Below are 23,991 nucleotides of genomic sequence, written 5' to 3'. Positions count from 1 at the left end.
CCCTTGAATTAGTGCCCTATTGTGTCGGGCTTGTTAACCCTGTGAAACGGTGATCGGCGGCATATCGAGCGCGCAAATCGGCCGGTCCGCAGTCGATTACCCCTGCGTGGCGACGGCCTGCAATATCTGTCCCGCGCGCTTGTCATCGGCCGCGACACCGCCCAGCGACTCAAAGCCGCCGTCCGCCAGTCGCCGGACGACGACCACCGCCAGCCCGTCGCCATCGGTCGCGATGCTGTCGAGAGAGATCGCCGCCGCCGTGCCGAGGCGGGCGCGGGCGACCGCCGTCTTGTCGGGCTTTGTCGGGGCCGGGCCGCGCTTTGCCGCACGGGCATCGCGCACATAATTTTTGAGGCCACCGTCATAGCGGGTGAGACGTTCGGCAAGGGCGCCGGGTTCCAGCGCCTCCGCCAGAGCATATTCGATAGCGGACGCAAATTCGGACAGGCGCGTCTTGTCATAATGGGTGCCGAAGACCAGCTTGACGAGCGCGGTCATCGGGCTGCGGGGCTGCGCCTTGATCTCTGCATCAGCAAGCAGGGCGGCATAATCCTGCGGCTCCACCCGTGCCAGCAGGGCAAAGCTGTGGGCCAAGCCGATGGCCCGGTACAGCGCCTGCCGCGTGCGCCCCTCGGACGAGATGGCATCGGCCGCCGCGCCCTGTGCATCGGCCAGCGACTGGCACAGCGTGTCGGACAGATAATCTTCGTCGGACTCGATGGCTGTGGTCGGGGTTTCGAGGGTGTCGGCAACTTGCGCATCCGACGTTTCGATCGCGACCGCTTCCGGGGTTTCGATGGCGTCGACCGGCGCGGCGAAATCCGCACTCGACGGGCCATCGGCCCAGACCGGCGCGGGTCCGACGGGGACGGAGAGGCTGTTGCGGCTCAGCTCCATCTCCAGATCGCGCATCGCCCGCTCAATATCCTCGGTCAGGGCGGGAGCCGCGACCTCCTTCCAGTTGATGACGCCATAGACAAAGTCGATGGTGTCGTCGTCGGATGAGAAGGGCATCATGATGCCGCGATAGAGAATCTCCGCGTTGCGCTGGTTGGTGAATTCCGCCTCGAAGCCGATGGGCGCCTGATTGGCGACGATCTGGAGATAATGGTCGGTCAGCCGCGACAGCAAAGTGCGCGACGGCACTTCGCTGATTCGGGTGATCGACCCGTCCAGCCCACATTCGCGCAGCAAGGCGGAACCGAGGAAGGCGATGGAGGGATCGTCGATGCCGCCAGTAAAGTCGATCAGGACGCTGTGCGACCCGAAATCCTCGATATCGCCGGGATTCAGATCCTCGATGCTGGGGAAACTGCGGTCGCCCAGCAACGACGCCCAGTAATTATAGGCGCGCACATGCATGCGCCGCTCATCGAAGCGCACCATGGGGGGCGCTTCCATCGCGACGTCCGGCTCATTGTCGAGCGTTTGCTGTTGCGGTCCTGATCCGTCCATGCACCCGGCCTTCTGCCTGAAATTTCTTGATGCACTCTGCGCCAAACAGGTAAATTTCCTGTAAACCATGTCGCGGATCGGCGCCGGCGCGGACGAATAGGGCCGATGGGAGGGGACAAGATTACGCGAAAGGCTTGCGCGGATGAAACGGGCCTGATAAGCGCCCGCAGCGCAAGGGGCATCATGCCCCGCGCCGACCATCATGGTCCGTGCCGCCTTAGCTCAGTTGGTAGAGCATCGCATTCGTAATGCGGGGGTCGTAGGTTCGAATCCTATAGGCGGCACCATTTTCTGAAATCCGCAGAAATGCCATGGTTGGCCATGCGCGAAGCCGGTGTTGCGCTACGTCTGCCGGACCGCTGAGCCAGAACCCACACCGTTCCAGCTTGACGTGTTGGAAAAGCTTTCTGAAATGTTCTCGGCCCCAGACAGGGGGGATGCGGCATGACCGAACTATCAGACGACGAATGGCGGCGCGCTTTGCCGAAATGGTTGCGCACAGGACGCCCCCCTCCTCCGCGAGGGATGATGCGGTCGAGTGCAAGTTCAACCCCTGGCATGATCCGTCCGACGGTCGCTTTACCTTTGCCGGGTCGGGAAACTATCATGACGCGGGCGAAACCGCACGGGCCGACCGCGCACCCGGCACCCTCCGTCGCGGCCATCCCTGGAAACGACGGATCGCGACAGGGCCGAAGGCGGACAGGTCTCGCACGGCGCGGTCGGCGGGACATAGCGAGAAAACGGGAGGTCGCGGGACGACCGGGGCGCGGCCAAGGTCCGCTGCATTACCGTCTTCGGGGCAACGCAATCAGGCTGTCGAATTTGTCGGCGGTGTCGGTGAGGGGCTGCGCGATGTTACAGTGGAGACGATCGCGGGGATACGGACGAATCCAGTCACCACCCTTCACAACGCCGGTCACAGGATCGCCAGCACGATCGATACGGCGATAGCCGCGGAAGATACGCCCGCCCGCATCCAGGTATCACGGGCGGCCGGTGCGGTCGCCAATGCCTCTCCGCGCGAGATCGGCCGGGCGGCCGGATCGGTCGTCGGCAACGCCGCACTGGCCGCCGCGCCGGGCGCGGCGCTTGGCAAGATTTCCACGTTGCGCCGCGTTCGTGAGGCCACTCCTCCCATAAATTATGATCCGCCGCAGGTCGGCTGGGTGAAGGAGAATCTCGGTCCCGAAAAAGCGTGGACGCGATACAATGATGCCGCGACCGGGGCGCGGCCCGGTCAGGCGCCGACGCTGATGCGAACGATGCCGGACGGCTCGAAACGACCGGTGAAGTTTGATGGCCTATTAGATGATTATATGATCGACCGAAAATTTACGGTTGTGAACCGCCCCAGAGCACAAGCCCAGCTATTGCGACAGTCCGAGGTTCTGGCACAACATCGCCTAATCGGCACATGGGAAGTTCCCAACGAAAAACAAAAGATCGCCGCTCTAAAGATGCTGAAGCAGATGAATGTCAACAACATCAAGGTCAGGATCATGAAGCCATGATTGTCACACAAATTGCGCGAATTATTGCAGACTTTATATTGTTCCTGGACCTTACCGACGATGAAATCCTCGACGCTGATGCAGCCGTCGAGATGATGGAGTGGGTAGGCCATAGACTTGAAACCCTAGACAAGGATTTCCTTCGGCAACTGGTTGATGCTTTCGCGGTGATCGCTCCAGAATATAGTGGCGATTCGCAAAAATTGGTGCGCGACATACCCTATAGCTTCTATCTCGAAGAAGAGCTGGCCGCCGACGATCCCGTGAGACTGGCCGAGTTGGAGGCGCTACGCGACGCGAGGGATTGAACGCCGGGAGTGGGCGGGGCTGCTATGGAAAAGCCGTGCAGCCCTAATGCCGTCGCCTCCTCGTCACGGGCGATCAATAGGAATTGTCGAATGATTGGAACACCCACTTTCGTCTCCCATCGGGCTACCTAGAGATAGGGAACCCGCCTGTGGCAGGGCTACACTACGGCATGCGCCCAAGCCTTTCATGCAACGCTTCAAATGCCACACCGCCCCCTTCAGCCCGGCAGGTCTATCTTCGGCCAGACCGTACGAGACCAGCACAGTCGGCGGCGGCCGCCGATCGTGCATTGCAGGCCACCGATCCGTATAACACCGACCTGCCCGACCACCGTAGCACCCAGACGGCGATGCGCGGCAATCGACGCGGCATTATAGTCCGCGATGCTGCTGAACGTCTGCGCCAGCCCCTGCGCCTCCAGCCAATCGCGTACCCCGGCCCAGAGCGCCTGAAAGGCGCGGGTCATGCGCCGTTCCTCGTCGATCCACAGCCCCCCGTCCCACGCCGCGCCGGGCGGCAGGCCAAAGCCTATGCGCAGCACCGTCTCCCGATGATGGCCCGTCCCCAGCCAGGTGACGCCGAGCAGCCTGCCATGCCGATCAAACGCGCCGATACAGGTCATGCCCATGGCAAAGCGGTCCGCCTGCACCCGCGCATCGGCATCGATGCGATGACGCGCCAGTTCCTCCGCCGAGACGATGCGCGCGTCATAACCGCGCGGCATGCGCGGCATCGCCTCCACCGGCATGGCCACCAGAATATGCCGGATATAGTCGATGCCCAGCAACCGCCCGCACAATCTGCCGAACAGGTAGGATAAGCGTCCTGACCGACCGATGATGCTATGCGGAGAGGACCGTCCGGCGGGCGAGAGAAGGCCGGACTGGCCGGGCAGGCAATACGCCGCGAAAGTCCGAGCGATCCCGACCACCCTTTCCCGGAGACGCCGATGCCATCCCTGTCGCCCCTCGTCAGGCGACGGGCCGGATGTGCCTGACCCCGATGCGTCTGACAATGAACGCGGCAAAAAACTCCCCCGCATCCCCCTGGATGCGCGGACAAGACTATGGCGGCGAAATTTGCGGCTGGTGTCGCGACTGTGTGAAAATATTGCCGGGCGCAAAGGCCCGGCACCTATTCTGGGGGTTCAGCAAAGCCCTGTCGGGCGGCCGGCGCAGTCGAAACCCCGGCTCCCGCCCATACCCCTTTATCCGTCGCCGCTTACTTGGGCGACAGGACCATCAGCATCTGGCGGCCTTCCATGCGCGGATAGGCTTCCACCTTGGCGACCTCCTGCACATTCTCCGCCACGCGCTGCAGCAAGGCCATGCCGAGCTGCTGGTGGCTGAGTTCGCGGCCACGGAAGCGCAGGGTGATCTTCACCTTGTCGCCTTCGCCAATGAAGTCATGGACCTTCTTCATCTTCGTATCATAGTCATGATCGTCGATGTTCGGACGCATTTTGATCTCCTTGATCTCCTGCGTCTTCTGGGTCTTGCGGGCAAGATTGGCCTTTTTCTGGGCCTCATATTTGAACTTGCCGATGTCGAGGAACTTGCAGACCGGCGGGTCAGCGTTGGGCGACACCTCGACGAGGTCAAGACCGACCTCGGCTGCCTGCTCCATCGCTTCGCGCGTGTACAATACGCCCAGATTTTCGCCATTCTCATCGATCACGCGCACCTTGGGCACGGAGATGAACTCGTTATACCGAGGACCGTTCGTCGGGGGCGGCGCCAAGGGCCGGCGCATCATTGGGGGACGTATGGCAATTTCTCCTGGTCGTTACGGACAATCTGGTGCGCGATACTACCCGGATCGGAAGATCCGGGAAAGAGCCGACGCGCGAGTCGGTTCACGCTGCGATATGGGCCTGCGCGCTGCCGGGCGCAAGAGTTATGGTGGGACGGCGTCCGAAGTCCGTCCATCCTGAACCTGCCGAGGGATCATCCTTCCGGCTTTAGCGCCGGAAGACAGAAAACACGGGCCTTCGACAGGCTCAGGACAAACGGGTCAGGGCGTTATCCGGCCGCCAGATCGGGCGCCAGGGCCTCGTCCTTCAGCATCGCGACCACCTCGTCCAGCGTCATCACCTTCTGATGCTGGTCGGAGCCGAGGCGGCGCAGGGCGACGGTGCCCTCCTCCGCCTCGCGCTTGCCGACGACGAAGAGGTTGGGCACCTTCGCCAGGCTGTGCTCGCGCACCTTATAGTTGATCTTCTCGTTGCGCAGGTCCGTCTCGACACGGATGCCCGCCGCCTTCAGCCGCTCGGCCACCTCGACGGCATAGCCGTCGGCGTCGGAGACGATGGTCGCGACCACCGCCTGCACCGGCGCCAGCCACAACGGCATCTTGCCCGCATAATGCTCGATCAGGATGCCGATGAACCGCTCATAGCTGCCAAAGATGGCGCGGTGAAGCATGACCGGGCGATGCTTGTCGCCGTCCTCCGCCACATAATTGGCGTCGAGCCGTTCGGGCAGAACCCGGTCGGACTGGATGGTGCCGACCTGCCATGTCCGGCCGATGGCGTCGGTCAGATGCCATTCCAGCTTGGGCGCGTAGAAGGCCCCCTCGCCCGGCAGTTCCTCCCAGCCATATTCGGGCGTGTTCAGCCCCGCTGCGGCGACCGCATTGCGCAGTTCGTCCTCAGCCTGATCCCACATCGCCTCCGTCCCGAACCGCTTTTCGGGGCGCAGCGCCAACTTGATGGAATAGGTAAAGCCGAAATGGGCGTAGATACGGTCGGCCAGCGCACAGAAAGCGCGAACCTCCTCCACAATCTGGTCCTCACGGCAGAAGATATGCGCGTCGTCCTGCGTGAACTGGCGCACGCGCATCAGGCCGTGGAGCGCGCCGTGCGGCTCGTTGCGGTGGCAACAGCCATTTTCGTAGATGCGCAGCGGCAGGTCGCGATAGCTTTTGATGCCCTGACGAAAGATCAGCACATGCGCCGGGCAGTTCATGGGTTTCAGCGCCATCCAGTCGGCCTCGCCGCTGATGACCGGGCCTTCATCCTCGACGTTGGGCACCTCGTCGGGGATCACGAACATATTCTCGCGATATTTGCCCCAATGGCCGGACTGCTCCCACTGGCGCGCGTCCATCACCTGCGGCGTCTTCACCTCGCGATAGCCCGCCCCGTCGATGGCGCGGCGCATATAGGCCTCCAGCTCGCGCCAGATGATATAGCCCTTGGGATGCCAGAAGACGCTGCCATGCGCCTCCGCCTGAAGATGGAACAGGTCCATCTCCTGCCCCAGCTTGCGATGGTCGCGCTTGGCGGCTTCCTCCAGCTTGAAGAGGTGCGCGTCGAGCTGCTTCTTGTTCAGCCAGCCCGTGCCATAGACGCGTGACAGCATCGCATTCTTCTGGTCGCCGCGCCAATAGGCGCCGGACACGCGCGTCAGCTTGAACGCATTGGGGTCCAGCTTGCCCGTGGACGCCAGATGCGGTCCCCGGCACATGTCGTACCAGTCCGACCCCGAATGATAGACGGTCAGTTCCTCACCCTGCGGCAGTTCGGCGGCCCATTCGGCCTTGAACGTCTCACCCGCCGCCGCCCATTGGGCGATCAGCGTGTCGCGGTCGATCACCTCCCGCTTCAGCGCCTTGTCGGCGGCGATGATGCGGCGCATTTCCGCCTCGATGGCGGGGAGGTCTTCCTCGGTGAACGGGCGATCCTTTGGCGCGAAGTCATAATAGAAGCCATCGTCCGTGGACGGGCCGAAGGTGATCTGCGTACCGGGGAACAGGGACTGCACCGCCTCCGCCAGCACATGCGCGAAATCGTGCCGCGCCAGGTCCAGCGCGTCCGCCTCGTCCTTTGCCGTCACCAGCGCAAGAGCGACGTCCCGGTCGATAGGGCGACCGATGTCATAGAGTTCGCCGTCGACCCGCGCGGCGATGGCGGCCTTGGCGAGGCCCGGCCCGATAGCCGCCGCGATCTCGCCTGCGGTAGTGCCGGGCGCGACTTCACGCACGGAACCGTCGGGCAATGTGATCTTGATGATGGCGGACACGGGGATATTTCCAGTCTGTTGGTGAACGTACCGCCCTTAATTAGCGACGCCCCGCTGTCAATGCCACAGGCGGCGTCAGGGCAGGCTGATGCTCTCGCTGGCGTTGGCCACCGCACTGCCGCCGCGCGTCACGGTGACGCGCGCGCCATAGCGGCCCTTCGGCCATCCGGCCACCGGTCGGCGCTTGCCCCCGAACAGCATATATTGCGCCTTGTTCGCGGTGATCGGCGTCCCATTCTCCGCCAATACGGCCCCGTCCGGCCCGGTGAGCGCCACCTGCATCCGGTCGCCCGCACGCAGGCCGATGGCCCGGCCATAGACGACGATCGCGCCCGATGCGGCGGTGGGGACGCGCATCCCCTGCGCCTCTATCCCGTCCATGTCGACCGGCCCGTCCGCAAAGCCGATGTTGATGACCTCCGTCGTGCGATAGGCCAGCGCCGCCGCCGCCGCGCGCGACCAGAGCGTGCGTCCGCCCGTCGCGGCACAACGGCCCGGCGTGGCATCGGGCGCAAAGGGATCGACCTCCCGCGCGCCCTGCCGGACGGTCAGGTGGACATGGGGGAATTGCGTATCGCCCGACAGGCCGACGAGGCCCAGCTTCGCGCCCGCCTTCACCTCCTGCCCCTTCGCGACAGCGATGGAACCGCGCGCCATATGGCAATATTGGGTCTGCCAGCCGTTGGCATGGGTGACGAGCACGCCGTTGCCGCACTCCCGCCCCCTGATCGCCGCCCGGTCGGCGTCGGTGACGAGGATGCGGTCCTCCACCCCGTCGCGCGCACCCGTCACCACCCCGTCCGCCGACGCCAGCACGGCGACGCCGCGCCGTTGCGCCGCGACGCTGGGCAGGCGGATGTCCACCCCGTCATGCCCGTCATAGACGCGGCTGCCGCAGCGATAATCCTTGGCCCCCGGCCCCGGATCATGGTCGAAATATTGCTGCACGAAGCAGTTCTTGCCCGGCGTGCAGGCGATGGGGAGGTCGAGACTCGGCGGCGGCGGCGCGGAAGCGGATGGCCCCGCGCCGGTCAGGAGGAAAGGCATTGCGGCGATCATGGCTATCCGTCTCACACCCATTCTCCCGTTTCGTTCGATCAGTGCGCGGCGCCCCAACTTGGCCCGGTGCCGATCTCCACGCCCAGTGGCACGGACAGCGACACCAGAGGTTCCGCCGCCGTCGCCATCACCCGCTCGATCACCGGCTTCGCGGCAGCGACATCGCCCTCCGGCAGTTCGAACACCAGTTCGTCATGCACCTGGAGCAGCATCTTCACCCGGTCCAGCCCGGCCTCGGCCAGCGCCGGTCCCATGCGGACCATCGCGCGCTTGATGATGTCCGCGCTGGTGCCCTGAATGGGCGCGTTGATCGCGGCGCGCTCCGCCCCCTGCCGGACATGCTGGATCGGGGCGGTGATCTGCGGGAACCACACTTTCCGGCCGAACAGGGTTTCGGTGAAGCCCTTGCTCCGTGCCTTTTCCAGCGTCTCGTTCATATAGACGCTGATGCCGGGGAAGCGTTCATAATAACGGCTGATCATTGCCTGCGCCTCGTCCGCGCCAATCTCCAGCCGGGAGGCGAGGCCCCAGCGGCTGATGCCGTAGAGGATGGCGAAGTTGATCGTCTTGGCCCGGCCGCGCGTGTCGCGGTTCACCTCCCCGAACAGTTCGCGCGCGGTGGTGGCGTGAATATCCTCACCCGCGATGAAGGCGTCGCGCAGCGCGGGCACGTCCGCCATATGCGCCGCCAGCCGCAATTCGATCTGCGAGTAATCCGCCGCGAGGATGACATTGCCCTCCTCCGCCACGAAGGCGTCGCGAATCTGCCGCCCCGCCTCGGTGCGGATCGGGATGTTCTGAAGGTTGGGATCGGTCGAGGACAGGCGGCCCGTCTGCGCACCGGTGAGGCTGTAGCTCGTGTGGACGCGGCCCGTATTCGGGTTGATCTGCGCCTGCAAGGCGTCCGTATAGGTGGATTTGAGCTTCGCCACCTGCCGCCATTCGAGGATGAGGCCGGAGAGTTCAGACCCCTCCGCCTTCAACTTCTCCAGCACGGTGACGTCGGTGGAATAAGCGCCCGACTTGCCCTTCTTGCCCCCTTTGAGGCCCTTTTCCTCGAACAGGATCGCGCCCAGCTGCTGCGGCGAGCCGATGGTGAAGCTGCGTCCGGCATCGGCGTAGATCGCCTCCTCCAGCCGCGCCATCTCCTGCGTGAACTGGCTGGACAGGCGGGAGAGGACGGCGCGGTCCACCTTGATCCCCGCCCGCTCCATGCCCGCGACCACGGGGATCAGGGGCCGGTCGACCAGCTCATAGACGCGGGTTGCGCCCTCATGCGCGATGCGCGGTTTCAGCGTGGCCCACAGACGGAAGGTGACGTCGGCATCCTCCGCCGCATAGGCCGTCGCGCGATCCAGTGGCACATGGGCAAAGCTGATCTGCTTCTTGCCCGTGCCCGCCACATCCTTGAAGCTCATGCACGTATGGGCAAGGTGGGTGGTCGCCGCCACATCCATGCCATGCCCACCCAGCGTCTTGCCACTGTCGAGATCGAAGCTGATAATCATGCTGTCGTCATGCGGGGTGATGACGATGCCGTGGCGGCCCAGCACGTTCATGTCATATTTGATATTATGCCCGATCTTCAGCACCGACGGGTCGCCCAGCACGGGGCGCAGCCGGTCGATCACCTCGCCCAGAGCAAGCTGCGGCGGCTTCTCCCCGAACATGTCGTCGCTGCTGACATGGCCCAGCGGGATATAGGCGGCGCGGCCCGGCGCGGTGGCGAGGCTGATGCCGACGAGGCCGGAGGCGACACTGTCCAGCGAGTCCGTCTCCGTATCGACGGCCAGCAGGCCACCCGCATAGGCTTCCGCGATGATCGCATCCAAGGCCTCGATGGTCGTGATCGCCGGATAAGCCGCGCAATCGATGGGCGGCATCGGCGGCAGTTCGGGCAGGCCCGTGCTGCTCTCGATCCGTTCGGACGCCGTGGAGGCACCGCCGGGCGCGGTCCCTGCCACCGCCGCCGGGGCGACGCCGGAAATGCGGGCGAGAAGAGTCTTGAACCCCTGATCCTCCAGAAAATCGCGCAGCGGTTCGGGCGGGATGCCGTCCAGTTTCAGCGAGTCCAGCGACTGCGGCAACTCCATCTCGCAATGGAGCGCGACCAGCCGACGGGAGAGGCGCGCCATCTCCGCATTGGCGATCAGATTCTCCTGCATCTTGGACTTTTTCATGCCGGGCGCGGCGGTCAGCACGGTTTCCAGATCGCCATATTCGGTGATGAGCTTCGACGCCGTCTTCGGCCCGATACCCGGCACGCCCGGCACATTGTCGACGCTGTCCCCCATCAGGGCCAGCACATCGCCCAGTTGCTCCGGCTGCACGCCGAACTTGCCGACGACATAGTCCGCGCCGCGCCGCTCATTCTTCATCGTGTCGAGCATGTCGACGCCCGGCTGGATGAGCTGCATCAGATCCTTGTCGGACGAGACGATGGTGACGTTCCACCCCGCCTCCACCGCGCGACAGGTGTAGGTGGCGATGATGTCGTCCGCCTCGAACCCCGATTCCTCGATGCAGGGAAGCGAGAAAGCGCGGGTCGCGGTGCGGATCAACGGGAATTGCGGGACCAGGTCTTCGGGCGCGGGCGGGCGGTGCGCCTTATACTGGTCGTACATGTCGTTGCGGAACGTGTGCGACCCCTTGTCCAGCACCACCGCCAGATGGGTCGGCCCGTCCGCCTTGTTCAGCGCATCGGCCAGCTTCCACAGCATCGCCGTATAGCCATAGACCGCGCCCACGTTCAGGCCGTGGCGATTGGTCAGCGGGGGAAGCTGGTGATAGGCGCGGAAGATATATCCGCTGCCATCGACGAGGTAGAGATGATTCTGCGTATCGGCCATGCGCGGGGCATAGCGCAGGAGAGGCAGCGGGGAAACCGGGTGCGCGCGCGGCATGGCCAGTCCAGGAAATGGGCCAGTCCAGGAAATGGGCTTGTCTGGGAGTAGGGACGACAGCGCCAGTCAGTGACAGGGGCAAGGCAAGCACAAGGCGGGTAGAGGACGGCGCTGATCAAGGACGGGGCCAGTCCGGCGACAGGTGCAATCCGAAGCGGGGATCGGACCACCCATCCCGCGCCAACGGCATCCGGGCGGACCTCCGCCCGCCTTTCATATCAGGTTCATCTTGCCCGCGCCGAAACGGGGCGATCGCGGTTCCGGCAATGGACGCGCGCCCTGCCGGGCAGGGCCGGTGCGGCCAGACCGGACCGCCAAACCGGGGCGCCAGATCGGGACGAAGGCCGGAACGAACGCCGGGACGAATGAGGGGAAATGACCATGCGGCTTGCCCGCCACCTGTTAGCGCCAGTTTCGATGGTCCCGACCCGGAGGGGGCGTAGCGCGACTCCCCGGATGGGCCATGGCGTGATGGCCATGGCGCTGCTGCTCGCGGGCTGCGCGAAGCCGCCGCCGCCCGCGCCGGTTCCCCTGCCCGTGCTGCCCCTCACCAAGCCGCTGCCGCCGATGGGCGCCGCGGAGAATCTGGTGCTGCCGGATGTCGATACGCAGGGTGTCTATATCACGCCGAACCGGGGCATGACCGGGCAACAGGCGCTGTGGCATGTCCGCATGGCGCTGAACGTCGCCGCGCTGGGCTGTCGCGACGCGGGCGATGTGATGGGGGTGGAGTATAACCGGATGCTGCGCCTCCATGCGCCGACGCTGGCGCGGGCCAATGCGGCGGCGGATGCCGTCTACGCCGGGAAATATGGCGCGACCGCGATGGCGACGCGGGACAGCCTTTATACGGTCGTCTATAATTTCTTTGCGCTGCCCCCGGCGCAGAAGGCCTTTTGCCCCACGGCGCGGGCGGTGGTGACGACGATCAACGGCCTGACGCCCGACGCACTCGTCGCCTACGCCCCGGAGGCGCTGGCCCTGCTGGAGAAGCCGTTTCAGGATTTCTGGACCGCCTATGCGGACTATCTGCGGCGGCTGGCGGAATGGCGGCGGCTCTATCGCCAGCCGGTGGTGGAGGTGCTGCCCTGCCCCGCCGCCGACCCGACCTGCTCCGGCGATGCGCCGCCGGTCAGCCCGCCTGCCCCCGCGCCCCCGCCCGCACTGTCCACCGGAACGCCCGCTTTGGCGCCGCCACGGCTGCCCTCGGACGAGAGTATCTTTCGCTAGGGCGAATGGGCCGGGAAAAGGCGTTTGTCGCCATTTTCGGACAGGGCGGCCCTGCACCACGAATAAGGTGAACGGGGAGGGAGGCCTCATCACCGCCCCGTCCGTCCCGACCCACAGCCCTATTCGTGCCGCAGGGCGTCGATCGGGTTCAGCCCCGCCGCACGCCGCGCCGGGAAGTAGCCGAACACCACCCCGATCACCGCCGATATGACGAAGGCGAACAGGTTGATGTTGGCGTCGAACGTCCAGGGCACCGCCATCAGCGGCGTCGCAACCGCGATCACCAGCTGGGCGAGGATCAGGCCGATGATGCCGCCGATGCAGGACAGCACGATGGCCTCCACCAGAAACTGCATCAGCACCTCGTTCGCGACCGCCCCGATGGCGAGGCGGATGCCGATCTCCCGCGTGCGCTCCGTCACCGACACCAGCATGATGTTCATGATGCCGATGCCGCCGACGACCAGCGAAATCGCCGCCACCGCCGCGACGATCCGCGTCAGCAACTGCGTGGTGCCGGTCAGCGTGTCGCTGATCTGCTTAGTGTCGAAGATGTTGAAATTATCGTCCTTCCCCGCCGTGATCTGCCGCCGTTCGCGCAGCAGGTCGGTCAGCGACGCCTGCACCTGCGACGTGGCATAGGCCTGATCCACGCCGACCAGCATCAGCCGTATGTCGGTGGAGCCGGTGAAGCGCCGCTGCACGGTCTTGATCGGCATGATGACCACATCGTCCTGATCGCCGCCGAACCCGGCCTGCCCGCGCGTGGACAGGGTGCCGATCACGTCGCAACTGACATTGCCGATGCGGAACCGCTTGCCCACCGCCTCGCCCCCGCGAAACAGGTTGGTCTGCACAGTGGAGCCGATGATGCACACCGCCTTGCCCGCCGCCTCCTCCATCGGGGTGAAGCCGCGGCCGGCGGTCAATGGCCAGGGCTGCACCTGGAAATAGGCGCTGGTGGTGCCGTTGATCGTGGTGGACCAGTTCGCGCCTTCATAGATGGCGGTGGCGGTCGATTGGGCCTGCGGGGCGACGGCGGTAACGCCGGCCACCTGCGTCCTGACCGCGCTCACATCCTGCGGCTCGAAATCGGGCGGGCGCGATCCGCCGCCGCCGCGACCAAAGCCCTGACCGGGACGGACTTGCAGGATATTGGTGCCCAGCGCGGAAATCTGCGTCTGCACGGCGGCGGTCGTCGCCTTGCCCAGCGTGACCATCGTCACCACCGCCGCAACGCCGATGACGATGCCGAGGATGGTGAGGAAGGACCGCAGCAGGTGCCGCCGGATGGAGCGTATCGCGAGGAGGAAGATGGTGCCGAACATCAGACCGGCGCTCCCGCGCGATGGCCGCTGTCGATCCGGTCGACCAGCCCGTCCTTGAAATGGACGATGGTGCGCGCGAAGGCCGCCATCTCCGGCTCATGCGTGACCATCAGGACGGTGATGCCAGCGTCGCGGTTCAGGCTGGTGAGCAATTCCATGATCTCCACCGACCGTTCACTGTCGAGGTTGCCGGTCGGCTCATCCGCCAGCAGCACGTCCGGGCTGGTGACGATGGCGCGGGCGATGGCCACGCGCTGTTGCTGTCCGCCGGACAGTTCGGCGGGGGTATGGTCCCACCAGTCCTTCAGGCCGACCTTGTCGAGCGCGGCCAGCGCCGCCTCCCGCCGGTCCGCCTTCGCATCGCCGCGATAGAGGAGCGGCAGTTCGACATTCTCCAGCGCGCTGGTGCGCGACAGGAGGTTGAACCCCTGGAACACGAAGCCGAGATATTTACGGCGCAGCAGCGCCCGCTGGTCGCGGTCCAGCGCTTCCACCGCATGGCCCCGGAACAGGAATGTCCCGTCCGATGGCACGTCAAGGCAGCCGAGGATGTTCATCGTCGTGGACTTGCCGGACCCCGACGGCCCCATAACGGCGACGAAATCACCCGCGCCAATGTCGAGGTCGACGCCCTTCAGCGCGTTGAAGGCGGTGGGGCCGGACCCATAAACCTTCGTCACGCCGCGCAGAGAGATGATGGGGCCGCCGTCCGCCATGTCAGTTGCCGCCGCTGCGCCGCTGGCCGCCGCCGCCACTCCCCGCGCCACTCCCCGCGCCGGGCTTGCCACCCGCGGTCCCGGCGGCGGCGAGCTGCCCGGTGATGACCTTCATCCCCGGCTTCAGATCGCCGGACACGACCTCCGTCTGCGATCCGTCGCTGTCGCCGGTCACAATCTTCACCGGCGCGGGCTTGCCGTCCTCGCCCAGCACATAAACGGTCTGCTGTGCGCCGCGCTCCATCGTCACGCTGCGCTTGCTGCCCCCGCCACGCCGGGGCGGGCCAAAGCTGAGCGCGCTGGTGATGCCGCCGCCCGCCGCCGCGCCCGCCCCGCTTTGCGGCGTGAAACGCAGCGCGGCATTGGGGACCAGCAGCACATTCTTCTTGTCCGATGTCACGATGTCCGCCGTCGCGGTCATGCCGGGGCGCAGGTCCAGCGCCTTGTTGTCCACCGACAGGTCGGCGGCGTAGGACACCACCTGCCCCGTGGTGGAACTGGTCGTGGTGGTGGAGGAGGAACTGCTCGCCGCCGAGACGGAGAGATTCGACCCCACGTCGACGCGGGTGATGCGCGCGGGGAAAGTCTTGCCGGGGAAGGCGTCCACGGTGAAGCTCGCCGCCTGCCCGTCCTTCACCGATCCCACGTCCGCCTCGTCGATGGCGACCTCCAGCTTCATGCGGGTCAGATCTTCGGCGATCACGAACAGGGTGGGCGTGTTGAACGACGCCGCGACCGTCTGGCCGGGGTCCACCTGCCGGGCCAGCACGACGCCGGACACGGGCGAGAGAATCTGGGCACGGGCGCGCTGCACCTTCGTCTGCGACAGGGCGGCCTGGCTGGCGGCGACGCTGGCCTGTGCGGAACGGAGCGTGGCGATGGCGCGCTGCGCATTGGCGCGGCCGGCCTGCAATTCGGTGCGCGACGGAACGCGGCCGTCGGAGAGGCGATAAACCTCCTCCAGCCGGGCGAGTTGCGCCTGCGCCTCCGCAACGGTGGCCTGCGCCTGGCCGACGCTGGCGCGGTTCGCGTTCACCTGCGCCTCATTCTGGCGGATCTGGCCGTCGAGCTGCTCCGTGTCGATCTGGGCCAACACCTGCCCCTTCTCCACCCGGTCGTTGACGTCCACCGAAACGGTGACGACGAGGCCGGAGATTTGCGAGCCGACCGTCACCTGATTGGTCGGGGCCAGCTTGCCCGTGGCGGAGACGGTGGTGACGAGATGGTCGCGCGTGACCTCCACCGTCGCAAAGCCCGGATCTTCGGGGCTGGCGAAGCAGCGGGCGAGGAGCGCGATCAGCACCAGCAGCACGACACCCATGCCGCCCCATTTGGCATAGCGGCGCCAGCCGGGCGTCTCCTTCACGCCGAGGAAGTCGTTGAGGTTTTCGTCTGCCATGTCAGTTCTGCCCGGATGGGAATGTGCGGGAGGGTGCGGTCAGGGGGCTGGCCAGAGGCTCGGCGGGCGTGGCGCTGGCATCCCAGCCGCCGCCCAATGCCCCATAGAGCGCGATCAGCGCCGTCGCCTTGTCACTGCGCGCCTGCACCAGTCCGTTGCGCGCGGAGACGAGCGAGGCCTCCTGCGTGTTCAGCGTGGTGAAGTCGGTCAGGCCGGTGCGATACTGACTGCGCGCGAGGATGGCGCTGTTGGTCGCCGCGTCGAAGGCGATCAGGAACTGCCGTTCGCGCGCCTGCGCCGTCTGGAAGGCGACCAGTGCATTCTCAATATCCTCCATCGCGGTCAGCACGGTGGACTTATACGCCGCGAACGCCGCGTCGCTGCCCGCGCGGGCCGAGCGGACCTGTGCGTTCAGCCGCCCGCCGTTGAAGATCGCCTGTGTCACGCCCGCGAACAGGCTGCCGGTGATGGTGTCGAAGATAGTGCCGATCCGCGTTGCGCCCGCGTCCAGACTGCCGCCGATCGACAGGGCAGGGAAAAGCTGGGCCTTGGCCACTCCGATCTGCGCCGTCGCGGCGGCCAGATTGCGTTCGGCGCTGCGCACGTCGGGCCGCTGGCGCAGGATATTCGCGGGGATGCCCGTCGCCACGCTGTCCGGCCCGGTCGGGATGGGGCGCACGGCGGCCAGCAATGGCTTGAGCGCGCCCGGCGCCTGCCCGGTCAGCACCGCGATGCGGCTGACGGCGGCATTATATAGCTGTTCGATCTGCGGGATGTTGGCGGCGGTCTGCGCCCGCGTGGCCCGCGCCTGCTCACTGTCGAGCGAGGAGACGAGACCCGCCTGCACCCGGAAACCCGCAATCTCCAGATTATCGTCCTGTATCGACAGGCTGTCGCGGGCATTGGTCAGTTGCGCCTGATAGGCGCGCGCCAGCACATAGTTGCGCGCGACTTCCCCCTGCACCGACAACAGGGTCGTGGCATAATCGAAACCGGCGCCCTCATATTGAGCGCGGCTGCTCTCCACGCCCCGGCGGATGCCGCCGAACAGGTCGACCTGATAGCTGGCGTCGAGACCGGCGGAGAAGCTGTCGCGGCCCGTGCCGCCGCCCTCGACCGGCTCCGTCCGTGTATAGCCGCCCGACCCGCCCAGCGTGGGGAGGAGCGAAGATCGGCTGACGACCAGCGCCTCGCGCGCCTGCCGCAGCCGGGCGATCGCCTGTGCGATGTCGAGGTTGGCGGTGGCCGCCTGCTCCACCAGTTGCCCCAGCACCGGGTCGTCGAACCGGCTCCACCAGCGGGTCAGATCCCCGGCGTCGGGTGCCGGGACGGGACCGGCGTTGACGGACCATTCGCCCGGCACCCCCAGTTCTCCCGCTGTCTTTGGACGATAATCGGGGCCGACGCTGCATGCGGACAGCAGCGCAGTACCGAGCAACAGGAGAGGGAGGCGGGACGTCATGCAGCGAACCATGTCCGCACCGGACCGCATAGGCCAGCCGCAAAGTGTCGCAACATGTAAAAATTGCGAAAAGGTCGGGTTGCGGGACGCGATCGTTCTTCACCCTGGACCCGATCGGCAATTATCCCTGAGGAACATGTACCCCCCTCCCGTTCGTCCTGAGCTTGTCGACCCGAAGGGCAGACGAAGCCCAACAACCGTCCTGATCCCTTCGCTGTGGCTTCCAGAGTGAAGGTCAGCCCTTCGACATTCAGGCGAGACGCACCTCGATTGACCAGGGCGAACCGTGTCTTCCATCCTACAGGCTCAAGCGCCCGCTCAAGGCCGGGGGGACGGATCGCAACCTACGCCTCACGGCCAGCCCCGCCCCTATTTCAACCGCAGCGGTAATCCTGCGGCGATGAACATCACCTCCTGCGCCACCGCCGCGACCCGCTGGTTCATGCGGCCCGCCACGTCGCGGAAGGCGCGCGCCAGTGCATTGTCGGGGACGATGCCCAGACCCACCTCATTGGCGACCAGGATGATATGCCCGTCGAAGCCGCGTACCGCGTCGCACAGCGCGTCGGTCGCCGCTGCCGCATCCCTCTCCGCCAGCATAAGGTTGGTCGCCCACAGGGTCAGGCAATCGACCAGCAGCACATGGCCGCCGTCCGACCGCGCCCGGATCGCCTCCGGCAGGTCCAGCGATGCCTCCACCGTGGACCAGATGCTGCCGCGATCCGCCCGGTGGTGCGCGATCCGCTCCTCCATCTCCGCATCCCACGCCTGCGCCGTGGCGATATAGACATGAGCGCCGACCTCCGCCTCCGCCCGCTCCTGTGCAAAGCGGCTCTTGCCGGAGCGGGCGCCGCCCAGGACGAACAGGCTGGATCGGTTCATGGGGCAGGGTCTTTCCGTTCACGGGCGATGGCGAGGAGGCCGTCGATGTCGAGATGCCGTTCCAGTTCCGCCGCAATCTCGTCCAGCGCGGCGTCGACATCCGCCGCATGATCGCGCCCGCCGCCCTCTACCCCGATGCGGGCGAGGAGCGCGGTGCGAAAGCCGGTGTCGTTCAATAGGCCATGGACATAACTGCCCATGACGATGCCGTCGGCGCTGATCGCCCCGTCCCGGCGGCCGTCATCGAAGGTGGCGAGCGGCCGATCCGTCCCCGGCCCGTCCGTCTCGCCCATATGCATTTCATAGCCGCTGAACCCGGCGTCCAGCGCCCGCCCGCGCACCTGCCGCAGCGCCTTGACCGGCGAGAGGCGCGTGTCGATGGCGAGCAGGCCCAGTCCGTCGATACGGGCGGGTGGTCCCTCCAGCCCCAGCGGGTCGGCGATGGTCCGGCCCAGCATCTGGTATCCCCCGCACAGGCCCAGTATCGCCCCGCCGCGCCGGTGATGCGCCAGAATATCCACGTCCCAGCCCTCGGCCCGCAGGGCCGTCATATCCGCAATCGTCGCCTTGGATCCCGGCAGCACGACCAGCGCCGCCTCCGCCGGGATGGGCGACCCCGGCGGCACCATGACCAGCGCCACCCCCGGCTCCAGCTTCAGCGGGTCGAGATCGTCGAAGTTGGAGATGCGCGGCAGGATCGGGCAGGCGACCAGCAGGCGGCCATCGGCGCGCGGCCCCGCCTTTTCCAGCGCCACCGCATCCTCGCTGGGCAGGCGGACGGTGGGGCGCAGCCAGGGCACGACGCCGAATCCGCGCCAGCCCGACCGGTCTTCGATCATGCGATAGCCATCCTCGAACAAGGCCGGATCGCCGCGAAACTTGTTGATGATGAAGCCATGGATCATCGCCGCATCCGCCGCGTCGATCACCGCGCGCGTGCCGACGATGGCCGCGATCACCCCGCCCCGGTCGATGTCGCCGATCAGCACGACCGGCACGTCGGCGGCGCAGGCAAAACCCATGTTGGCGATGTCGCCGGATCGCAGGTTGATCTCGGCGGGCGATCCCGCCCCCTCCACCACCACGATGTCGCACTGCGCCTCCAGCCGGCGGAAACTCTCCAGCACGTCCTGGATCAGCGCGCCGCGCCCCTCGCGATAATTGCCGGACCCCAGCGTGCCGCGCACCTTGCCATGGACGATCAACTGGGAGGTGCGGTCGGCCTGCGGCTTCAGCAGCACAGGGTTCATGTCGGTGTGCGGCGGCACCCGCGCGGCGACCGCCTGCAACGCCTGCGCCCGGCCGATCTCCCCGCCATCGCTGGTGACGGCGGCGTTGTTGGACATGTTCTGCGGCTTGAACGGGCGCACGGTCAGGCCCCGGTTGGCCAGCGCCCGGCACAGGCCCGCGACCAGCACCGACTTGCCGACGTCCGACCCGGTGCCCTGAAACATTATCGCAGCCATGCGGCAACCCCTGCGATGAACCAGAGGCCGAGGCAAGCCGCGACATAGATGGCCAGCGCCCGGCCGATGTCGGCCGCTGTCGCATCCTCCCGCCCGTCGCCGATCCACGGCTTGGGATGCAAAACGCCATCATAGGCGACCGGCCCGGCCAGCCGCACGCCCAGCGCGCCCGCCATCGCCGCCTCCGGCCAGCCCGCATTGGGGGAGGCATGATGGCCCGCATCGCGCCACATGGTCCGCCAGCCACCCCGCCCCGCGAGGCAGATCAGCGCCCCGGCAAGGCGGGCCGGGATGAGGTTGAGCAGGTCGTCCGTCCGCGCCGCCGCCCAGCCAAAGGCGCGCCACCGCTCCTCATAATGGCCGATCAGGCTGTCCGCCGTGTTGATCGCCTTATACGCCCACACGCCCGGCAGGCCGAGCAGCATCAGCCAGAAGGCGGGCGCGACGATCCCGTCGCAAAAGCTTTCCGCCAGACTCTCGATCGCCGCGCGCGCCACGCCCGCCTCGTCCAGCGCGGCGGTGTCGCGGCCCACGATCATGCCGACCGCCCGGCGCGCACCGGGCAGGTCGTCCGCCCGGACGACCTGCCACACATGGTCGAACAGGCTGCGCTGCGCCAGCGCGGGAAAGGCCAGCAGCGCGACCGCCAGCCAGCCCCAGCCGCCCAGCCAGTGCAGCAGCGCCGCCTGCACCAGCCACCCGCCGCCACCCGCCATCGCCAGCAGGATCAGAACGGTGACGACGCCCAGCGCCCGCCGCGCCCCCTCGCCATAAGTGGGTCGGTTCCACCGCGCCTCACACGCGCCGATGATGCGCGCAAAGCCGCCCACCGGATGCCCCACCCGCCGATAGAGCGCCCCCGGCCAGCCGACCGCCGCATCCAGCACCAGCGCGACCAGCGCCACCGGTTCAGCCATCGGCCAGTGCATGTTCCAGCCGCGCGAATTCCTCCGCACCGCCCGGCAGGCCCAGCCGCAGCCAGTGGGTTTGCTGCTCGAACGGGCGGGTCAGGATCGCGTGGCGGCCCAGCCGCTCGAACAGGGCGGCGGCGTCCGGCGTCTCGATCAGGCGGAACAGCGGGCACTCGCCCAGCGGCGCATGGCCCACCCGGCGCAGCAATATGTCGAGGGCCAGCGCCTTGGCATGGAGCCGCTCGCGCGCCTGTGCGATCCAGCGGCTGTCGCGATAGGCCGCCGTGCCGATGGCGATGGCCGCCGCTGACACCGGCCATGCGCCCAGCGCCTTGCGAAATCGCTCGATGACCGTGCGCGGCCCCAGCACGAAGCCCAGCCGCACCCCCGCCAACCCGAAGAATTTGCCGAAGGACCGGAAAATCAGCAGCGGCCTGTCATCGGCCACCAGCCCCGTCACGCTAACCGACGGATCGGGATCGGCAAACGCCTCGTCCACCACCAGCCAGTCCTGCGCCTCGCGCCGCGCCATGATCGCCTGCAACCGCTCACGCGGCAGGATGTCGCCATCGGGGTTATTGGGATTGGCGAGGATCACGGTGCCGCGATCCGTCCCCACCCATCCCGCGCGCGCCACCGGCGCCGACCCGCCGAACATCTCGCCATGGGTGCGATAGGAGGGGCCGAGGTGCCACGCCGGGCCGGGCAGGATCGTGCCGGCGAGGCGCAGGCCGACCTCCGATCCCGGCAGCGCGCAGACATGGGCTGCGTCGATGCCGAAATGCGCCGCCGCCGCCGCTTCCAGCGCGGCCAGTGCGGCCTGTCCGGGCAATCTCTGCCAATCCACCGCCAGATCGTCCGGCACGGGCCATGCGTCGGGGTTGATGCCGGTCGACATGTCGATCCACGTCCCGCCATCATCGCCAAAGCGTGCCCGTGCCGCCTCGATCCCGCCGCCATGCCATGTAAAGCGGCTCATGCCATGCCCCCTGTGTCCCATCCCGCCATAATCAGGGCGGCCAGCAGGAGGCCGGTTTCGATCAGTTCGATCCCCGCGCCATGCCCGTCGCCGGAAATACCACCGAGCGTCCGCGACAGCCAGACATTCCACAGGACGACCAGCGGGACGACGGCAAGGATCGCGGGCACGAACCCCGCCGCCGCCAGCAGAGCCAGCGCCCAGAGCAGGAGCGTGCCTTTGCCCACCGCATCGCGAAAGCGCGCGCCCAGCCCATCGTGCAGCGACGGCAGGCCGCGCGTCCACACCAGCGGCCCGATCCGCGCCGCAAAGGGGATCAGGACCAGAGGAATATAGACATGTCGTTCCGCCAGCCCGTGCAGCAGCACCAGCTTGGCGATCAGTTGCAGGGTGATCGCGACCACGCCGAAACTGCCAATATGGGGGTCGGCCAGCACGGCGAGCAGCCTCTCCCGCCCCTTGTGCACCGCGCCCGCCGCATCCATCACATCGCCCAGCCCGTCGAGGTGCAACGCCCCCGTCACCCACACCCATGCGCCCAGCGCCGCCAGCGCCGCGACCCACGGATCGACCAGCGCGCCCAGCCACAGCGCCCCCGCCACGATGCCGCCCACCACCAGCCCCACGGCGGGGAACCAGCGGATCGACGTGGCGAACTGCGCGTCCGACACCGGGAACCGGGGCGTCGGCAGGCGGGTCAGGAACTGGAGCGCGATCAGCAGGCCCTTCATGACCGCAGCCCCCTGATCTGCGCGGCCCCGCCCTCGCCCGGCCACACGCGCAGGGACAGCAGCGCCGCATAGGGCAGGTCGAACGCCCAGAGCTGGCGCTGTGCAAAGCCGCACAGATGCGCCAGCGCCGCCCGCATCGCCCCGCCATGGGTCACGACCAGCACCGTGCGCGCGGGCAGTTCGGCCACAGCCGCGCCGACGCGCTCGACCAGCGCCGACCATGGCTCGCCACCCGGCGGGGCATGGGCGTCGGGATCGTCGTAGAAACGACCGAGACTGTCGCGGTCGATACTCTCCGTCGCCAGCCCGTCCCACGCGCCGAAATCCAGTTCCCGCCAGCGCGGATCACAGGTCAGCGGCACCCCATGCGCCGCCGCCAGCATATGGGCCGGGGCTTCCGACCGGGCAAGGCCGCTATGCACCACGGCCTCCACCGCCAGCCCTTCGGCCCGCGCCATACAGGCGGCAAGGCCAGCCTCGCTGGGGACGCCATCGGTCCGCCCCATCAACAGGCCGGGCGTCACGAGCGCACCATGGCGCAACAGGTGGAGGTCGAATCCCGCCATCAGCCGCCGGACACGCCCGCTTCGGCAAAGGTCGCCATGCCGCCATGCGCGGCCAGCGCCGACCGCAGCACCATGGCCGCCACCGCCGCCCCGCTGCCCTCGCCCAGCCGCATGTCGAGGCGCAGCATCGGCTCCAGCCCCAGATGGCCCAGCAACCGCTCATGCCCCGGCTCAGCAGAGCAATGGCCCGCGATGCAATGGTCCGTAATAGCTGGTGCCTCCGCCGCCAGCGGCGCGATGGCGGCGCCGGTGATGAACCCGTCGAGCAGCACCGGCACCCGCAATTGCCGCGCGCGCAGCACCGCGCCGGCAATCGCCGCAATCTCCCGCCCGCCGACCCGGCGCAGCGCCTCGAACGCGCTAATCGCGGCGGGACCATGCCGGACGATCCCGCGCGTGACCACGTCCACCTTGCGCGTGATCCCGGCGGCATCGACGCCCGTGCCCGGCCCGACCCAGCCCGCGGCGTCCCCGCCAAAGCTGATCGCGGCCAGCGCGGCGGCGGCGGTCGTGTTGCCGATCCCCATCTCGCCCACGACCAGCAGGTCGAGGCCCGGCTCCACCGCCGCCGCGCCGCTGTTCAAGGCGGCAAGACAGTCCGCCTCGCTCATCGCGGGCTGCGCGGTAAAATCGGCGGTCGGCGTGTCGAGGTCGAGCGGCACCACGACCAGCTCCAGCCCGGCCACGCCCGCCAACTGGTTGATCGCCGCGCCCCCTGCGGCGAAATTCGCCACCATCTGCGCGGTCACGGCGGCGGGAAAGGCGCTGACGCCATGCGCGACCACACCATGATTGCCCGCAAAGATCGCCACCCGCCCCCGGTCGAGCGCGGGCCGCTCCCGCCCCTGCCATCCCGCCAGAAAGATCGCGATATCCTCCAACCGTCCCAGCGATCCGGGCGGCTTGGTTAACTGTCCCTGACGGGCGCGCGCCGCCTGCGTCGCCGCCGCATCGGGCGCGGACAGGCTGGCCAGCGCCGCACCGACGGCGGCGACAGACGGAAAGGCGGTGCCGCTCATGCGATCGGGTCGGCGGGGCAAAGGGGACGAACGGCAGGCA

20 protein-coding genes and 1 tRNA gene are annotated in these 23,991 nt (G+C 67.2%); 4 read left to right on the top strand and 17 right to left on the bottom strand.

Translation table 11 applies throughout. From position 1 onward, the window contains the following. Positions 1 to 96: 96 nt before the first annotated feature. Positions 97 to 1,455: a PAS domain-containing protein gene (locus LWE61_RS02840; RefSeq protein WP_234148485.1), complete on the bottom strand. Its 1,359-nt coding sequence runs from the start codon at positions 1,453 to 1,455 to the stop codon at positions 97 to 99. Positions 1,456 to 1,666: 211 nt separating this feature from the next. Between LWE61_RS02840 and LWE61_RS02835 the strand changes: the two genes are divergently transcribed. The 3 genes from LWE61_RS02835 to LWE61_RS02825 all read left to right on the top strand — a co-directional run bounded on the left by LWE61_RS02835 (position 1,667) and on the right by LWE61_RS02825 (position 3,277). After that, positions 1,667 to 1,742, top strand: a tRNA-Thr gene (locus LWE61_RS02835). A 576-nt stretch (positions 1,743 to 2,318) separates the two neighbouring features. Continuing rightward, a complete protein-coding gene (locus LWE61_RS02830; protein WP_234148484.1) occupies positions 2,319 to 2,969 on the top strand; it encodes a hypothetical protein in 651 nt (216 codons plus the stop codon). After that, positions 2,966 to 3,277: a hypothetical protein gene (locus LWE61_RS02825; RefSeq protein WP_234148483.1), complete on the top strand. Its 312-nt coding sequence runs from the start codon at positions 2,966 to 2,968 to the stop codon at positions 3,275 to 3,277. The genes LWE61_RS02830 and LWE61_RS02825 overlap by 4 nt, the downstream gene beginning before the upstream one ends. Before the next feature lie 218 nt (positions 3,278 to 3,495). Here LWE61_RS02825 and LWE61_RS02820 read toward each other — a convergent pair whose 3' ends face one another. From LWE61_RS02820 to polA, 5 genes are all read right to left on the bottom strand, one after another. After that, entirely contained in the window at positions 3,496 to 4,209 is a 714-nt protein-coding gene (locus LWE61_RS02820; protein ID WP_234148482.1) for a hypothetical protein, read from the bottom strand. A gap of 290 nt (positions 4,210 to 4,499) precedes the next feature. Beyond that, positions 4,500 to 5,033: a translation initiation factor IF-3 gene (gene infC / locus LWE61_RS02815; RefSeq protein ID WP_234148481.1), complete on the bottom strand. Its 534-nt coding sequence runs from the start codon at positions 5,031 to 5,033 to the stop codon at positions 4,500 to 4,502. Between the two features lie 266 nt (positions 5,034 to 5,299). Next, a complete protein-coding gene (thrS, locus tag LWE61_RS02810; RefSeq protein ID WP_234148480.1) occupies positions 5,300 to 7,300 on the bottom strand; it encodes a threonine--tRNA ligase in 2,001 nt (666 codons plus the stop codon). Between the two features lie 75 nt (positions 7,301 to 7,375). Then, the gene (locus tag LWE61_RS02805; protein ID WP_234148479.1) at positions 7,376 to 8,359 is read right to left on the bottom strand and encodes a M23 family metallopeptidase; all 984 of its coding nucleotides are present in this window, start codon (positions 8,357 to 8,359) and stop codon (positions 7,376 to 7,378) included. A 38-nt stretch (positions 8,360 to 8,397) separates the two neighbouring features. After that, on the bottom strand, positions 8,398 to 11,208 hold the full coding sequence (gene polA / locus LWE61_RS02800) for a DNA polymerase I (protein WP_234148595.1): 2,811 nt from the start codon (positions 11,206 to 11,208) through the stop codon (positions 8,398 to 8,400). Between the two features lie 531 nt (positions 11,209 to 11,739). Here polA and LWE61_RS02795 point away from each other — a divergent pair. Then, positions 11,740 to 12,492 carry a hypothetical protein gene (locus LWE61_RS02795; protein WP_234148478.1) on the top strand — a complete coding sequence of 251 codons (753 nt, stop codon included), beginning with the start codon at positions 11,740 to 11,742 and terminating at the stop codon, positions 12,490 to 12,492. A gap of 119 nt (positions 12,493 to 12,611) precedes the next feature. On the opposite strand, the gene LWE61_RS02790 is transcribed toward LWE61_RS02795, so the two are convergent. The 11 genes from LWE61_RS02790 to cobT form a co-directional block, all read right to left on the bottom strand. After that, positions 12,612 to 13,820, bottom strand: a complete 1,209-nt coding sequence (locus tag LWE61_RS02790) for an ABC transporter permease (RefSeq protein WP_234148477.1) — start codon at positions 13,818 to 13,820, stop codon at positions 12,612 to 12,614. Then, positions 13,820 to 14,536 carry an ABC transporter ATP-binding protein gene (locus LWE61_RS02785; RefSeq protein ID WP_234148476.1) on the bottom strand — a complete coding sequence of 239 codons (717 nt, stop codon included), beginning with the start codon at positions 14,534 to 14,536 and terminating at the stop codon, positions 13,820 to 13,822. The genes LWE61_RS02790 and LWE61_RS02785 overlap by 1 nt, the downstream gene beginning before the upstream one ends. A gap of 1 nt (position 14,537) precedes the next feature. Further along, on the bottom strand, positions 14,538 to 15,935 hold the full coding sequence (locus LWE61_RS02780; RefSeq protein WP_234148475.1) for an efflux RND transporter periplasmic adaptor subunit: 1,398 nt from the start codon (positions 15,933 to 15,935) through the stop codon (positions 14,538 to 14,540). 1 nt (position 15,936) lies between these two features. Further along, entirely contained in the window at positions 15,937 to 17,397 is a 1,461-nt protein-coding gene (locus LWE61_RS02775; RefSeq protein WP_234148474.1) for an efflux transporter outer membrane subunit, read from the bottom strand. Between the two features lie 369 nt (positions 17,398 to 17,766). Beyond that, positions 17,767 to 18,279, bottom strand: coding sequence for a bifunctional adenosylcobinamide kinase/adenosylcobinamide-phosphate guanylyltransferase (gene cobU, locus LWE61_RS02770; protein ID WP_234148473.1), 513 nt, complete (start codon positions 18,277 to 18,279; stop codon positions 17,767 to 17,769). Further along, positions 18,276 to 19,745: a cobyric acid synthase gene (locus tag LWE61_RS02765; RefSeq protein ID WP_234148472.1), complete on the bottom strand. Its 1,470-nt coding sequence runs from the start codon at positions 19,743 to 19,745 to the stop codon at positions 18,276 to 18,278. Before LWE61_RS02765 ends, cobU begins: the two co-directional genes overlap by 4 nt. Beyond that, positions 19,733 to 20,662 (bottom strand): adenosylcobinamide-phosphate synthase CbiB, encoded by a 930-nt coding sequence (gene cbiB / locus LWE61_RS02760; protein WP_234148471.1) that lies wholly within the window; start codon positions 20,660 to 20,662, stop codon positions 19,733 to 19,735. Before cbiB ends, LWE61_RS02765 begins: the two co-directional genes overlap by 13 nt. Continuing rightward, a complete protein-coding gene (locus LWE61_RS02755) occupies positions 20,655 to 21,635 on the bottom strand; it encodes an aminotransferase class I/II-fold pyridoxal phosphate-dependent enzyme (RefSeq protein WP_234148470.1) in 981 nt (326 codons plus the stop codon). The genes cbiB and LWE61_RS02755 overlap by 8 nt, the downstream gene beginning before the upstream one ends. After that, on the bottom strand, positions 21,632 to 22,366 hold the full coding sequence (locus LWE61_RS02750; protein ID WP_234148469.1) for an adenosylcobinamide-GDP ribazoletransferase: 735 nt from the start codon (positions 22,364 to 22,366) through the stop codon (positions 21,632 to 21,634). The genes LWE61_RS02755 and LWE61_RS02750 overlap by 4 nt, the downstream gene beginning before the upstream one ends. Further along, the gene (locus LWE61_RS02745) at positions 22,363 to 22,932 is read right to left on the bottom strand and encodes a histidine phosphatase family protein (RefSeq protein WP_234148468.1); all 570 of its coding nucleotides are present in this window, start codon (positions 22,930 to 22,932) and stop codon (positions 22,363 to 22,365) included. Before LWE61_RS02745 ends, LWE61_RS02750 begins: the two co-directional genes overlap by 4 nt. Then, positions 22,932 to 23,951, bottom strand: coding sequence for a nicotinate-nucleotide--dimethylbenzimidazole phosphoribosyltransferase (gene cobT, locus LWE61_RS02740; protein WP_234148467.1), 1,020 nt, complete (start codon positions 23,949 to 23,951; stop codon positions 22,932 to 22,934). The genes LWE61_RS02745 and cobT overlap by 1 nt, the downstream gene beginning before the upstream one ends. Between the last annotated feature and the right edge of the window lie 40 nt (positions 23,952 to 23,991).

This window comes from Sphingobium sufflavum, assembly GCF_021403115.1.
Classification (GTDB): domain Bacteria; phylum Pseudomonadota; class Alphaproteobacteria; order Sphingomonadales; family Sphingomonadaceae; genus Sphingobium; species Sphingobium sufflavum.
The sequence above is the reverse complement of the archived record's forward strand: the minus strand, read 5'-3'. Positions and strand labels throughout refer to the sequence as shown.